Source organism: Candidatus Pelagibacter sp. PS_16 (assembly GCF_059417965.1).
On the sequence record NZ_CM182074.1, the window covers coordinates 357,809 to 372,621 of the forward strand.

Consider the following 14,813-nt stretch of genomic DNA (forward strand, 5'->3'; position numbering starts at 1 on the left):
ATGCAAATTGGATTTGACGTTGGTGCCACAAAAATAGAAAGTGTCATTTTAAAAGATAACGGTGAAGAAGTTGACAGAAGTAGAAGAGACTGTCCAAAAGATTACCTTTCAATAGTTCAAACCATAAAAGATGTTGTAGTTGAGCTAGAAAAAAAACATAATAAAACATTACCAGTTGGTGTATGTCATCCAGGCGTTCATTCTCCACAAACAGGACTAGTTAAAAATGCGCCTAACTGTGTTTGGATTGAAAAACAACCTTTTCAAAAAAGTCTTCGTGAAGCTCTAAATAGAGAAGTTTTTTGTGAAAATGATGGAAATTGTTTTGCATTATCTGAAGCAATAGATGGTGCTGGCAAACATTATAAAATTGTATATGGAATTATTCTTGGATCTGGTGCGGGAGGTGGATTGGTTATAGATAAACAGATTGTTTCAGGACCTAATGGTGTTGCTGGGGAATGGGGTCACAATCAGCTACCATTTATGGCTGCCCAAAAAGAGGAGCTTAAGACATTAAATCTAAGAGATGCAGAGGTTGAAAGTTTTGTATCAGGATTAGGGTTGGCTAAAAGATTTAATAAAAAGTATAAAAAAAATTTGAAAGCTAATGAAATATTTGAACTCTATAGAAGACATGAATTAGATGCAGAAAAAATGATAGAGGAATTTAAGACTAATCTTGCAATGTCTTTAGCTACTATAGTTAATATTCTTGACCCAGATGTTTTTATATTTGGTGGTGGTGTTACAAATGAAATAGATTTTTTTGATGAGATAGAAAACTTAACTAAAAAATATGTTATAGGCAAAGAATATGAAGGTGTTTTCTTAAAACCCAAATATGGAGATGCCAGTGGAGTTAGGGGTGCGGCAAGATTAGGTAGAAAATCAAGCTATTAAATTTTATATCTATTAAAAAGTGAAAAAATTTTTTTTATAAAATTTTTTATTCAAATAAAACATAGTTTAATTTAAAAATAATTAAATCAATCTTAGGTTGTAGAAAAAGTTTTTTGTTTAGGTTTTTTTGTTTTTTTAATAAGTTAATTTTTTAAATTAATTAATCGATTAATTATATTAACTAAAAAGAGGAAAATAAAATGAAAATGAAGAAACTGATAGTTGCTTTAATAGCTCTAGCTCTTACTCCAAGTGTTTCATTTGCAGCACCTAAGGCTGAGGTATTGCACTGGTGGACAGGTGGTGGTGAAGCAAAAGCTTTAAAAGTATTACAAGATGAGTTTGCTGCACAAAATGGAGTTTGGTTAGACATGCCTGTTTCTGGTGGTGGTGGAGATGCAGCAATGCAAACACTAAAAGCTAGAATAGTTGCTAACGATGCACCAGCAGCAGCTCAAATTAAAGGTCCTACAATTCAAGAGTACGATGAAGAGGGTGTAGTTGCACCTTACAACATTGATGCTGTTGCAAAAAAAGAGGGTTGGGACAATCTTTTAAGTAAGCAAGTTGCTAGTCATATGAAATGTGATGATGGTAAAGCGTATTGTGCTGCACCTGTAAACATTCACAGAATTGACTGGATCTGGGCTAATAAAAAAGTTCTAGATTCTAATGGTATTAAAATGCCTTCTACTTGGGCAGAGTTTAATGCTGCTGCGGATAAACTACAAGCAAATGGAATTATTCCTTTAGCTCATGGTAGTCAACCTTGGCAAGATGCAACAGTATTTGAAGCTGTAGCTCTTGGTGTCGGTGGTAATGATTTCTACAGAAAAGCTTTTGTAGATTTAGATGCTGCTACGTTAGGTGGATCAACTATGACTAAAGTGTTTGATCAAATGAGAAAACTTAAAGGTTACACTGATGCTGGTTCTCCAGGTAGAGACTGGAACGTTGCTACTGGTATGGTAATGGAAGGCAAAGCTGCTTTTCAAATCATGGGTGATTGGGCAAAAGGTGAATTTGCTGCTAACAACATGGCACCAGGAAAAGATTATATCTGTGCGCCAACTCCATCTAACAATGGATATCTTTACAATGTAGACTCATTTATTTTCTACAAAGTTAAAGGTAAAGATAAAGTTGAAGGTCAAAAACTACTTGCTAGCTTAATGATGGGAAAAAACTTCCAAAAAGTTTTCAACATCTATAAAGGTTCGATACCTGCAAGATTAGATGTTTCTATGGATGAGTTTGATATGTGTGCTAAAAAATCAAACGCAGACTTAAAAACTGCTGGTTCTAAGGGTGGATTACTACCAAGTTTTGCTCACGGTATGGCATTAAGACTTGCACAAAAAGGTGCTATTCAAGATGTAGTTACTGAGCATTTCAATTCAAATATGTCTTCATCTGATGCTGCTAAAAAACTAGCTGCAGCAGTTAAGGCTTCGCTATAATAAAAAAAAGTACGTTAAAATCTGCGCTTTCATAAAAATGATAGCGCAGATCTAATTAAAAATATGTTTTGGTTAAAAAAAAATTTACCTAAATTAGTTCTAGTACCATCACTTGGAATTTTATCTTGGTTTGTGTATGGTTTTATTTTTTGGACGATTTATATTTCTTTTACAAAATCTAAGATGCTACCAAGGTACGAAATTTGGGGGATAGATCAGTATATTAGATTATGGAATATGCCAAGATGGCATGTAGCAGTTGAAAATTTACTAATATTTACAGTGTTATTTATAATCTTATGTATTGCTATTGGAATTCTTCTTTCAATATTACTGGACCAAAAGATTAGAGCAGAAGGTTTTTTAAGAACAATTTATTTATACCCTATGGCTTTATCGTTCATAGTGACAGGAACAGCTTGGAAATGGGTTCTAAATCCAACACTAGGCATTGAAAAGTTTGTTAATGATATGGGTTTTGAAACCTTTAAATTTGATTGGTTAGTAACACCAGAAATGTCAATCTACACGATAGTAATAGCCGGTGTATGGCAATCTTCCGGATTTATTATGGCAATTTTTTTAGCAGGCCTGAGATCGGTTGATGATGAAATTATTAAAGCTGCAAAAATAGATGGTGCAGGAATTTTTTCAATTTATAGTAAAATTATTCTTCCAATGATGAGACCAGTTTTTATGAGTGCAATAGTAATTTTGGTTCATTTATCAATCAAGAGTTATGATTTAATTATAGCACTAACCTCAGGTGGGCCAGGAATTTCATCAGATATGCCCGCAGTGTTTATGACTGCTATGGCTTTTCATAGAAGTGAAGTGGGACTAGCATCTGCAAGTGCGATAATGATGTTTTTAACAGTATCTGCAATTGTTGTGCCGTATTTGTATTCAGAATTAAAGAGGGAAAATGCAAGATAAAGAAAAATTAAATCTTAATAGATTAGAAGCAAATTCTAAAAGAAAAAATATTATCTATAGATGGATTTTATATTTTATATTAGGAATTTTTGTATTTTATTATTTAACTCCACTATATGTAATGATTGTAACATCATTTAAAACTATGCCAGAAATTAGACAGGGTAATTTATTTTCTTTACCAGAATCTATTAAGTTTGATGCTTGGAAACAGGCCTGGGATGGAGCTGGATTTACAGGAGGTGATGTTGTTCTTAAACCTTATTTTTGGAATTCTATTAAGTTAGTAGTCCCAGCAGTTATAATATCAACTTTACTTGGAGCTATTAACGGTTACGCTTTAACAAAATGGAGATTTAAAGGAGATTCATATATATTTCTATTATTTTTATTTGGAACTTTTATACCCTATCAAGCAATATTATTACCAATGGCTAGAACTCTAGGTGTCCTAGGAATGTCAAATTCAATAAGTGGGCTAATATTAGTTCATGTAGTATATGGAGTTTGTTTTACAACATTATTCTGCAGAAATTATTATGTATCTATTTCAGATGAAATGGTAAGAGCTGCAAGAATTGATGGAGCAGGATTCTTTAAAATATTTTTTAAAATTATCCTACCAATTTCTATTCCTATACTAGTTGTAACTGTCATTTGGCAATTCACACAAGTATGGAATGATTTTTTATTTGGAGCTACTTTTTCATTTGGGGAAGCAGCACCAATTCAAGTAGCCCTTAATAATTTGGTATTAACAAGTACAGCTGTCAAAAGATATAACGTAGATATGGCAGCAGCAATTATTACAGGTGTTCCAACATTAATAGTTTATATTCTTGCTGGAAATTATTTTATTAAAGGACTAACAGCAGGATCAGTGAAAGGATAATATGGCAACTTTAAAAATTAATGACATCAATAAAAACTTTGGAAAAACTGAAGTTTTAAAAGGAATTAATCTAGATATTAAACACGGTGAATTTCTTGTACTTTTAGGACCATCTGGGTGTGGAAAATCTACATTGTTAAATACAATTGCAGGTCTAGAAACATCCAATAGCGGGGATATTTTGATAGACGATCATAATGTAAATAATATGGAGCCAAGTGATAGAGATATTGCTTTAGTGTTCCAGTCTTATGCTCTTTATCCAGCAATGACTGTTAGAAAAAACGTTACCTTTGGACTGGAACAAAGAAAAACTCCAAAAGAAAAAATAGAAAAAGCATTAAATGATGTTTCTAATTTATTACAAATAACACAACTGTTAGACAGAAAACCATCTCAATTATCTGGTGGTCAACGTCAACGGGTTGCAATGGGTAGAGCGTTAGTAAGAGACCCCAAAATTTTTCTATTTGATGAACCGTTATCAAATCTTGATGCAAAATTAAGAGTTGAAATGAGAAGAGAAATAAAAAAACTACATCAAAAACTTGGAACTACAATAGTTTATGTTACACATGATCAAACGGAAGCTATGAGCTTAGGTACAAATATTGCAATTATGGATCATGGATTAATTCAACAATGTGATACACCTAAAAATATTTACAATAAACCTGAAAGTGTCTTTGTTGCAGATTTTATTGGATCTCCATCAATGAATTTGATTGAAGGTAAATTAAAGAAACATGATAATAATATTATTTTTATGCCCAATGGTTCAAATGATAGTATTAAAATACCAGTTGGGAACTACTCTTTTAAAAATAAATTTGAAAACACTGAACTAACTACTTATTTAGGAATTAGACCAGAACACATTTACTTTGATAAAATTAATCCTGATTGTTTTGAAATTGATTTAAAGTCGGAGCTTTTAGAATACACAGGTCATGAGCAAATAGTAACGTTTGATTATCTTGGACAACAAGTTCTTGGTAAGTTTGCATCTACATTTGATATAGAAATAAATAAAGAATTAAAATTAAATATTGATACATCTCAAATTTCTTTATTTGATAAAGATTCAAAAAAGAGGATTTAAATGACAGCTATTTATGAAGATTTAAAAAATAAAAGAGTTTTTGTAACTGGAGGCGGTTCTGGTATTGGTGCCTCTATCGTAGAGCATTTCTGTGAACAAGGTTCAGAAGTATATTTTATAGATATAAATGAGAAAGCATCAAATAAATTAGTTTTAGAATGTAAAAATAAAAATTTTTCTGTTCCTACTTTTATAAAGTGTGACCTATTAAATATAAAAGATTTACAAAATACTATATCAAAAATTATTGATAATAATGGAGCAATCGATGTTTTGGTAAATAATGCAGCAAATGATGAGAGACATTCTATCGATGAAGTAACTGAGGAATTTTGGAACGAAAGAATGAATATTAATTTAAGACATTATTTTTTTACAGTTCAGTCAGTTAAAAAAGCAATGATAGCAAATAAAAGTGGCTCCATTATAAATATTGGGTCTGTTTCATGGATGATTGGACAAGGTGGAATGGCTGCTTATACTGCTGCTAAATCTGGCGTTGTGGGTTTAACGAGATCTTTTGCAAGAGACCTTGGTGAGTTTGATATAAGAGTAAATTCAGTAGTTCCTGGTTGGGTGATGACAGAGAGACAAGTTGAGAAATGGTTAACACCTGAGTCTGAGGCAGATATGTTAAAAAAACAGTGTTTAAAACATAAGTTAATGCCCTCAGATATAGCTAAAACAGTTCTATTTTTTGGTTCTGATGCTTCATCTGGATGTACTAATCAAGATTATGTAGTCGATAAAGGTTGGTTATAATAAAATTCACAAAAATGAAAAAAAAAGAATTAAGAAGCAAACAGTGGTTTGATAATCCAAATGATCCAGCTCTTACTGCTCTATATTTAGAAAGATATCTAAATTATGGAATGACAAGACAAGAATTGCAATCTGGAAAGCCTATAATCGGAATTGCTCAATCTGGTAGTGATCTATCACCATGTAATAGACATTTTCAAGGATTAAGTAGTAGAATTAAGGATGGGATTAGACAGGCGGGAGGAATACCCATTGAATTCCCAACTCATCCTATTCAAGAAACAGGTAAAAGGCCTACAGCTGGTTTGGATAGAAACTTATCTTACTTGTCTTTAGTAGAAGTTTTATTTGGCTATCCTATAGATGGAGTAATTTTAACAACTGGTTGTGATAAAACTACGCCAGCAGCATTAATGGCTGCGGCAACTGTAAATATACCAGCAATAGTTTTATCAGGTGGTCCGATGCTTGATGGAAGTTATAAAGGAAAAAAAGTAGGTTCTGGAACTGTAGTTTGGGAAGCGAGAAAACTGCACGCAAAAGGAGAAATTACATATGATGAATTTATGGACATGGTTGCTGCATCAGCACCAAGCATAGGTCATTGTAATACAATGGGAACAGCTTCATCTATGAACTCTATTGCAGAAGCATTAGGAATGTCTTTAACAGGCTGTGCGGTTATACCTGCTCCATACAGGGAAAGATCACAAATTTCATTTGAAACAGGAAAAAGAATTGTTGATATGGTTCATGAAGATTTAACACCTTCAAAAATCATGACTAAAGAAGCATTCGAAAATGCAATATTAGTTGCAAGTGCAATAGGAGCTTCAAGTAATTGTCCACCACATCTCACAGCAATAGCAAGACATATGGGTTTAGAATTAGATATAGAAAATTGGCAAACAATAGGTCACGATATCCCATTACTTGTAAATTGTCAGCCAGCTGGCGAACATTTGATGGAAAGATTTTATAGAGCAGGAGGGGTTCCTGCAATTATGCAAGAATTATTAAAAAATAATAAATTACACAAAAACGTACTTACAGTATCAGGGAAAACTGTAGAAGAAAATTTAAAGATTAAAATAGATGTAGATAGTGATGTTATTAAATCATTTGAAAATCCACTAGTAGAAAATGCAGGTTATATCGTTATGAGAAGTAATTTTTTTAGTTCTGCTGTTATGAAAACATCAGTTATTAGTGATGAGTTTAGAAAAAGATATTTATCAGATCCAAAAAATAAAAATGTATTTGAAGCTAATGCCGTAGTATTTGAAGGACCAGAGGATTACCATTCAAGAATAAACGACGAAAAGTTAAATATAGATGAAAAATCAATTTTGATGATTAGAGGCTGTGGACCCGTAGGTTATCCAGGTTCCGCTGAAGTTGTAAATATGCAGCCACCAGATAGATTATTGAAAAAAGGGATTAACACTCTTCCAACATTAGGAGATGGCAGACAAAGTGGCACTTCAGAAAGTCCATCTATTTTGAATGTTTCACCAGAATCGGCTATTGGTGGGGATTTATTGATAGTTCAAACAGGAGATAAAATTAAGATTGATCTTAACAATAGAAGAATTGACTTATTAGTATCAGAGACTGAGATCTCAGATAGAAAAAAAAATACCAAGATCCCAGTATTAACAAACCAAACACCATGGCAGGAAATTTCCAGAAAAATGGTAGGTCAATTAGAAACGGGTGCTTGCCTAGAAACTGAATCTTTATATTTAGATATAACAAACACAAAAGGGATGCCCAGGCATTCACATTAAAAAGGAAAAACATGAGCAATCGACTAGAAGGTAAAAATATTATTGTAACAGCTGCAGGCCAGGGAATTGGTAAAGCAACGGCTATAGCACTTCATAATGAAGGAGCAAATGTAACTGCAACAGATTTAAATAATAAAACTTTAGCTGAATTAAATAAAGAATATCCTAAAATTAAAGTTCAAACTTTAGATTCAACAGACAATAATGCTATTTCAGAATTTATGAAAAGTGTTGATAAAGTTGATGTTTTATTCAACGCAGTAGGTTTTGTTCATCATGGAACTATTCTAGAATGTGAAGAAAAAGATTGGGATTTTTCTTTTGATGTAAATGTCAAATCTATGTATCAAATGTGTAAAGCAATTTTACCTTTAATGGTTAAGCAAAATGGTGGAAGTATAATTAACGTTTCGTCATGCGCCTCTAGCCTTAAAGGTTTTCCAAATAGATTTGTTTACGGAACTACAAAAGGAGCAGTAATTGGCTTAACTAAATCAATAGCTGCAGATTTTGTAAAACAAAATATTAGATGCAATTCTATTGCACCAGGAACAGTATTTTCACCTTCTTGGCAAGATAGAGTTAATCAAAGCCCGGACCCGGTACAAGCAAAGAAAGATTTTATAGCAAGACAACCAATGGGAAGACTAGGAACAGCAGAAGAAATAGCTGCTGTAGCAGTTTATTTAGCTGGAGACGATGCAACATTTACTACAGGAACAACAATTTCTGTTGATGGTGGAATTTCAATTTAATAAATTAAGAAAAGGTAAATTATGAAACTATTAAGAGTAGGTGTTAAAGGAAAAGAAAAACCAGCAGCATTAGATAAAAATGGAAAATTTAGAGATTTAAGTTCTCATATTACTGATTTAAATTCAGATACTGTAAATTTTGAAACTATTAAAAAATTAGAAAGTATAGATTTAGAAAGTTTAACTGAAATTTCAAATTCTGAGAGAATAGGAGCTTGTATTAATAAGCCAGGAAAGTTTGTAGCAATTGGTTTAAATTATTCTGACCATGCAGCAGAATCTGGTATGGATGCTCCATCAGAACCTATTGTATTCATGAAAGCGACAAGCTCAATTAATGGTCCTAACGATGATATTGAAATTTCAAAAGATTCAAAAGAGCTTGATTGGGAAGTAGAATTGGGAATAATTATCGGAAAAGACACTAAAAATATTAGTGAAAAAGAGGCTGAAAATCACATTCTTGGATATTGTTTAGTAAACGATGTGAGTGAAAGAGAATGGCAACTTAAAAAAATGGGACAATGGGTTAAAGGAAAATCACATGATACTTATGGACCAATTGGACCTTATTTAGTTACCAAGAATGAAATCTCCGACATTAACAGTCTTAATTTAAGCTTAGATGTTAATGGGCAAAGAATGCAAACTGGAAACACAGATAAAATGATTTTTAATGTGTTCTTTATTGTTTCATATTTAAGTAAGTACATGACGTTACAAGCGGGTGATATCATTACGACTGGAACACCTCCAGGAGTAGGTATGGGAAAAAAACCACAGGTATTTTTAAAAGCAGGTGACACAATTAGATTATCAATTGATAATTTAGGTGAACAAAACTCAAAAGTTGTAGCTGAATAATTTGAATATCATAACTTCAAAGCCCAAAGTTATATGGAATTCGAAAACAATATTAGGTGAAGGCACCTTATGGGTGCCATCACATAATTCAATTTACTTTGTTGATATTAAGAAAAAAAAGATTTTTACTTTAAATGTTAAAACTAATAAAAGAAGAATTATAAAGATTAATAAAGAAATTGGGTTTCTAGCTCACATTAAAAAAGATATCTTTATACTTGGTTTACAATCAGAGCTTAGAATTGTTAATCTAAAAAATAAAGAAACTATTAGATCTATTCCAATTGAAGAAGACAAACCTCTAAATAGAATAAATGATGGAAAAATTGATCCTGAAGGTAGATTGTGGTTTGGTACTATGGATAATCTTGAGAGAAACATTAAAAATGGATCTTTATATTGCTTAGATAAAAAACTTAATATTCATAAAGTCGATACAAAATACTATATTACAAATGGTCCTGCTTTTATTAACTCTGAAAACTTCTTACATACTGATAGTCGAAGTAAAACAATTTATAAAATTAGAATAAATAAAAAACACAAGATAATTAAAAAGACAAAATTTTTAAAATTTTCAAAAATAGATGGCTCACCCGATGGAATGACAATTGATTCAAAAAAAAATGTTTGGATTTGTCATTATGGTGGAGCATGTATTTCTGTTTATAATTCAAGAGGTAAAAAAATTCACAAAATTGAATTACCAGCAAAAAATATTACTAATTGTACGTTTGGTGGATTGAGTAATAATGAAATTTATATATCAACTGCCTTAAAGGGTATGACTAAAAATGAAATTAAGAAATATAAACTTTCAGGCTCTTTTTTTAAAATTAAAACAAATGTTAAGGGGATTAAGTCAAAATCCTTTAAAATATAAAAATTACAAAGTGATTAAGTGTAGTTTAAAAATATTATAGGATATAATAAATCATATGCAGAATATTAGCTTTATTGGAATTGGTCTTATGGGGTTTCCAATGGCAAAAAATCTTCTTAAATCAGGCTTTAACTTAAGAGCTTATAATAGATCTCAAGATAAAGCAGATAGATTAAAAGAATTTGGAGCAGAAATATCCACATCCATCAAAGACGTTGTTACAAATTCTGATGTAATTATTACGATGCTTACAGATGATGCTGCAGTAGAAAAGGTAATGGGCAGTGATGAGTTTATATCTAATATTAAAGAGGGAGCGACTGTAATTGATATGAGCTCAGTTAACCCCGTTATTACAAAAAAATATTTTAAGATTTTAAAAGAAAAAAATATTAATTATTTAGATGCACCTGTATCTGGCGGAACAATTGGTGCAGAAGAAGCCTCTCTTGCTATTATGGTAGGCGGTGATGAAGAAACATTTAAACAATGTTATGATCTTCTTAAAATATTAGGCAACCCAACTTTAGTTGGACCTGTTTCCTCTGGTCAAATTTCAAAACTAGCAAATCAAATAATTGTTGGTGTTACCATTGGAGCTGTAGCAGAAGCTGTTACATTATGTGAGAAATCAGGCACTAACCCAAATAAAATGATTGAAGCTTTATCAGGGGGTTGGGCTGATAGTAAAATATTGCAAACTCATGGAAAAAGAATGATCAACAAAGATTTTACCCCAAAAGGAAAAACTACAACACAACTAAAAGATATGACTAACATTATTAATGCTGGAAAAGCAGCTGAAACTCATTTGCCTATTTCTAGTTTAGTTAAAGAAATGTATAAAGATTTAGTAGCAGATGGTCAGGGAAATACAGATCATAGCTCTTTATATAAAGCAATAGAAAAAATAAATAAAAAATGAAATTTTTAAGAATTGGAAAGGCAGGTCAAGAAATTCCTGTAGCACTAGATAGAAATGGAAAATATAGAAATCTATCATCGATTATTAAAGATTTAAATTCAGAAACTATTAATTTTGAAACTTTAGATAAAATTAAAGATATAAATTTAGAGAACCTGGAAGAGGTAAATCAAAATGAAAGAATAGGGTCTTGTATTTCTAAACCAGGAAATTTTTTTGCAATTGGCTTAAATTATGTTGAGCATGCAAAAGAAACAGGAGCAAAAACACCTGATAACCCAGTTCTATTTAATAAGTCAGTTCATTCTATAGTTGGACCAAACGATAATGTGATTATTCCTAAGACTTCAAAAAAATTAGATCATGAAGTTGAAATTGCTTTTGTCATAGGAAAAAAAGCAAAAAGAGTTTTAGAAAAAGATGCACAAGATTATATTTTTGGTTATTGTATTTGTAACGATATCAGTGAACGTGAATGGCAAAAAGAAAAAGGAGGTCAGTGGGTAAAGGGTAAATCTGGTGATACATTTGGACCTTTAGGGCCTTATTTAGTAACTAAAGATGAAATTCAAGACGTTAATAATTTAAATTTAACGCTAGATGTTAATGGTCACAGACATCAAACAGGTAACACCAATCAGATGATTTTCAATTTTAACTTCTTGGTAGCTCATATTACAAGTTTTATAACGTTAATGCCTGGTGATATAGTGACTACAGGAACTCCTCCTGGAGTTGGACTTGGAATGGATCCTCCTGTTTTTCTTAAAGAAGGTGATGAGATGAAGCTAAATATTGACAGTTTGGGCTCTCAAAATTCAAAAGTTATTTTAGAACAATAATTAAGACAAGATGATCAAAAGAGACCTTTATTACGAACGAATACCAACAAAATCATTAAGAGAAGATGTTAGATATCTAGGTGATGTTTTAGGAAGAGTAATAAAAAAACAAGAAGGACAAAGTTTTTTTAAACTAGTAGAGGATACGAGATTACTTTCTAAAGCAAATTTAGCCAACAAACATGTCAAAGATCCTTTTAAGAATATTTTAAATAAAATTAAAAATCTAAACCCTGAAAATACCTTTAAGTTAGCAAGGGCTTTTAATCATTTCATGAACTTTATAAATCTGTCAGAAACTACAGATGCATCAAGAAAACTTGATGAATATGAAAATAATAAAAAAAACAGTAATAAAAATATTTTTATTGAAGAAATATTTGAAAAACTTTTTAAAGATAAAAAGATTACCAATAAAAAAATTTATGATGTTGCAAAAAAACTAAATATTGGAATTGTTTTAACAGCACACCCAACAGAAGTTAAAAGAAGAACACTAATACAAAAATATAACAAAATTATAAAAATTTTAGAACAAAGAGATTTATATAAAAAAAATCTATCAAAATTAAAAACCTTAGATAAAGATTTATATAATGAAATAACCATTATATGGAACACTGATGAGCTTAAAAGATCGAAACCTACACCGTCTGAAGAAGCAAGATGGGGATTGGCAGTAATAGAAGACAGTCTTTGGGACTCTATTCCCAAAGTATATAGAAGACTAAATAACATCTTTCTTAAAAATATGGGAAAATCACTTCCTAGAAACTTTAATCCAATTGAATTTGGATCATGGATGGGTGGTGATAGAGACGGCAATCCAAATGTTACAGCAGAAGTTACTAGCGAAGCCTTACTTTTATCTAGATGGGAAGCTGCAAAACTATATGAAAAACAATTAACGAATTTAATACGTTCATTGTCTATGAAAAAGTGCTCTACACAAATATTAAATATAACAGGTAAAACATTTGAACCCTATAGGGTTTTTTTAAGACCATTGAGGGACAAATTACGAGCAACACATATTTTGATAAAAGAACATCTGGTTAATAAAGAACCATTGGATCATAAAAAACTTTTATCTAATACTGGTGAAATTTTAACACCTCTTAGAGTTGTAAGAGACTCACTAATCCAAAACCAAAGTGAAAATATTGCAGAAGGTGATTTGCTGGACTTAATTAGAAGGGCTAGATGTTTTGGAATTAATTTAGCTAAATTAGATATTAGACAAGAATCCTCAAGACATACCAAATTAATCTCAGAAATTGTAAAAAAGAAATACAATAAAGACTATTTTTCATGGAATGAAAGTGAAAAACTCGCTTTTCTATCTTCAGGAATTAAAAGTAAAAAAAATTTAATAAAAAATTCTTTACTTAAAAACAAAGAAAATAAAGAAGTTTGGTCTACATTTAATGTACTTGTTGATCAACCTAAAGAATGTTTGGGTGCCTACGTTATCTCAATGACTTCAGCGGCATCAGATATATTATCTGTTGCCTATTTGCAAAAAGAAGCCAAAATTGTCAATAAATTAAGAGTAGTTCCTTTATTTGAAACTTTGGATGATTTGAGAAATGCCAAATCAATAATGAACAGTTTATTTTCGTTGCCTTGGTATAGAAAATCAATCAATTATAAACAAGAAATTATGATTGGCTATTCAGACTCAAGTAAAGATGCAGGTAAATTATCTGCTAGTTGGCATCAATATAAATTACAAGATGAAATTTTGAAATTAGCTAAGAAGTATAAAATTGACATTACTTTTTTTCATGGTCGTGGTGGATCTGCAGGGCGTGGCGGAGGACCAATTCAAGCAACATTAAAATCACAACCAGCAAATTCAGTTAATGGAAAAATTAGAATTACAGATCAGGGTGAGGTTATCCAACAAAAATATGGTTATGAACCATTAGCAAAATATAATTTATGTAGCTATATAGGGGCAGTGGTTCAGGCAACGTTAAACCCTCCACCAGAACCTAAAATAAAATGGAAACAATTAATTGAAAAAATGTCAGAAATTTCCATGAAATCTTATAGGAGTAATATTAATGAAAAATCAGATTTTATAAGATATTTTAGAACTGTAACCCCTCATAAAGCATTGGGTAAACTTTCAATTGGTTCTAGACCTTCAAAAAGAAAAAATGTTGATAACATACAAAGTTTAAGAGCTATCCCTTGGGTTTTTGCATGGACACAAATTAGATTATTTTTACCTGCATGGCTTGGCACAACAGAAGCGTTAAATTATGCGTCATCCAAGGTATTTAAAAAAATATTAGTAGATATGGAAAAAAACTGGCCTTTTTTTAATTCAACAATGGATATTTTAGATATGGTAATTTCTAAAGTTGATCCAGAAATATCAAAAGTATATGAAAACCAACTAGCAGATAAAAAGCTTAAAATTGTAGGAAAAAAGTTAAGATCGCAATTTGAAACATTAAAAAGATTAAATAAAGTAATCACGCCATTTCAAATAAGAAAACAAAGAAAGGTATTTAGAACATCTGTTATTATTAGAAATATCTATTCTGAGGTGTTACACATAACTCAATCAATAGTTATGAAAAAACTTACATTAAAAAAATTAAATAAAAATAAAAAACAATATCTTGATGATGCGTTAATGACTTCTATTGCTGGTATATCTGCAGCCATGAAAAACACAGGGTAAT

13 protein-coding genes are annotated in these 14,813 nt (G+C 31.1%); all 13 read left to right on the top strand.

Annotation, left to right across the window (positions count from 1 at the left end; all coding sequences use genetic code 11):
• Window positions 1–903, top strand: a complete 903-nt coding sequence (locus AC5SL0_RS01900) for an ROK family protein (protein ID WP_011281931.1) — start codon at window positions 1–3, stop codon at window positions 901–903.
• A gap of 200 nt (window positions 904–1,103) precedes the next feature.
• Window positions 1,104–2,363, top strand: a complete 1,260-nt coding sequence (locus AC5SL0_RS01905) for an ABC transporter substrate-binding protein (protein ID WP_006997146.1) — start codon at window positions 1,104–1,106, stop codon at window positions 2,361–2,363.
• 63 nt (window positions 2,364–2,426) lie between these two features.
• Window positions 2,427–3,299: a carbohydrate ABC transporter permease gene (locus tag AC5SL0_RS01910; protein ID WP_006997145.1), complete on the top strand. Its 873-nt coding sequence runs from the start codon at window positions 2,427–2,429 to the stop codon at window positions 3,297–3,299.
• Window positions 3,289–4,191 (top strand): carbohydrate ABC transporter permease, encoded by a 903-nt coding sequence (locus AC5SL0_RS01915; RefSeq protein WP_006997144.1) that lies wholly within the window; start codon window positions 3,289–3,291, stop codon window positions 4,189–4,191. The genes AC5SL0_RS01910 and AC5SL0_RS01915 overlap by 11 nt, the downstream gene beginning before the upstream one ends.
• Before the next feature lies 1 nt (window position 4,192).
• Entirely contained in the window at window positions 4,193–5,293 is a 1,101-nt protein-coding gene (locus AC5SL0_RS01920) for an ABC transporter ATP-binding protein (RefSeq protein WP_006997143.1), read from the top strand.
• On the top strand, window positions 5,294–6,055 hold the full coding sequence (locus tag AC5SL0_RS01925) for an SDR family NAD(P)-dependent oxidoreductase (protein ID WP_006997142.1): 762 nt from the start codon (window positions 5,294–5,296) through the stop codon (window positions 6,053–6,055).
• Window positions 6,056–6,069: 14 nt separating this feature from the next.
• Entirely contained in the window at window positions 6,070–7,845 is a 1,776-nt protein-coding gene (locus tag AC5SL0_RS01930; protein ID WP_494618538.1) for an IlvD/Edd family dehydratase, read from the top strand.
• 11 nt (window positions 7,846–7,856) lie between these two features.
• The gene (locus AC5SL0_RS01935) at window positions 7,857–8,600 is read left to right on the top strand and encodes an SDR family oxidoreductase (protein WP_011281933.1); all 744 of its coding nucleotides are present in this window, start codon (window positions 7,857–7,859) and stop codon (window positions 8,598–8,600) included.
• 21 nt (window positions 8,601–8,621) lie between these two features.
• The gene (locus AC5SL0_RS01940) at window positions 8,622–9,464 is read left to right on the top strand and encodes a fumarylacetoacetate hydrolase family protein (RefSeq protein ID WP_006997139.1); all 843 of its coding nucleotides are present in this window, start codon (window positions 8,622–8,624) and stop codon (window positions 9,462–9,464) included.
• Window position 9,465: 1 nt separating this feature from the next.
• Entirely contained in the window at window positions 9,466–10,347 is an 882-nt protein-coding gene (locus tag AC5SL0_RS01945; protein ID WP_011281934.1) for an SMP-30/gluconolactonase/LRE family protein, read from the top strand.
• 55 nt (window positions 10,348–10,402) lie between these two features.
• The gene (locus tag AC5SL0_RS01950; protein WP_006997137.1) at window positions 10,403–11,272 is read left to right on the top strand and encodes an NAD(P)-dependent oxidoreductase; all 870 of its coding nucleotides are present in this window, start codon (window positions 10,403–10,405) and stop codon (window positions 11,270–11,272) included.
• Window positions 11,269–12,114, top strand: coding sequence for a fumarylacetoacetate hydrolase family protein (locus AC5SL0_RS01955; protein WP_011281936.1), 846 nt, complete (start codon window positions 11,269–11,271; stop codon window positions 12,112–12,114). The genes AC5SL0_RS01950 and AC5SL0_RS01955 overlap by 4 nt, the downstream gene beginning before the upstream one ends.
• Window positions 12,115–12,124: 10 nt before the next feature.
• The gene (ppc, locus tag AC5SL0_RS01960; protein WP_494618540.1) at window positions 12,125–14,812 is read left to right on the top strand and encodes a phosphoenolpyruvate carboxylase; all 2,688 of its coding nucleotides are present in this window, start codon (window positions 12,125–12,127) and stop codon (window positions 14,810–14,812) included.
• The last annotated feature ends 1 nt before the right edge of the window (window position 14,813 follow it).

Bases quoted from the DNA above. Each gene is read 5' to 3' on its own strand.
- AC5SL0_RS01905 (WP_006997146.1), top strand. From the start codon at position 1,104: ATGAAAATGAAGAAACTGATAGTTGCTTTAATAGCTCTAGCTCTTACT.
- AC5SL0_RS01910 (WP_006997145.1), top strand. From the start codon at position 2,427: ATGTTTTGGTTAAAAAAAAATTTACCTAAATTAGTTCTAGTACCATCA.
- AC5SL0_RS01935 (WP_011281933.1), top strand. From the start codon at position 7,857: ATGAGCAATCGACTAGAAGGTAAAAATATTATTGTAACAGCTGCAGGC.
- AC5SL0_RS01920 (WP_006997143.1), top strand. From the start codon at position 4,193: ATGGCAACTTTAAAAATTAATGACATCAATAAAAACTTTGGAAAAACT.
- AC5SL0_RS01940 (WP_006997139.1), top strand. From the start codon at position 8,622: ATGAAACTATTAAGAGTAGGTGTTAAAGGAAAAGAAAAACCAGCAGCA.
- AC5SL0_RS01955 (WP_011281936.1), top strand. From the start codon at position 11,269: ATGAAATTTTTAAGAATTGGAAAGGCAGGTCAAGAAATTCCTGTAGCA.
- ppc (WP_494618540.1), top strand. From the start codon at position 12,125: ATGATCAAAAGAGACCTTTATTACGAACGAATACCAACAAAATCATTA.
- AC5SL0_RS01925 (WP_006997142.1), top strand. From the start codon at position 5,294: ATGACAGCTATTTATGAAGATTTAAAAAATAAAAGAGTTTTTGTAACT.
- AC5SL0_RS01915 (WP_006997144.1), top strand. From the start codon at position 3,289: ATGCAAGATAAAGAAAAATTAAATCTTAATAGATTAGAAGCAAATTCT.
- AC5SL0_RS01930 (WP_494618538.1), top strand. From the start codon at position 6,070: ATGAAAAAAAAAGAATTAAGAAGCAAACAGTGGTTTGATAATCCAAAT.
- AC5SL0_RS01900 (WP_011281931.1), top strand. From the start codon at position 1: ATGCAAATTGGATTTGACGTTGGTGCCACAAAAATAGAAAGTGTCATT.
- AC5SL0_RS01950 (WP_006997137.1), top strand. From the start codon at position 10,403: ATGCAGAATATTAGCTTTATTGGAATTGGTCTTATGGGGTTTCCAATG.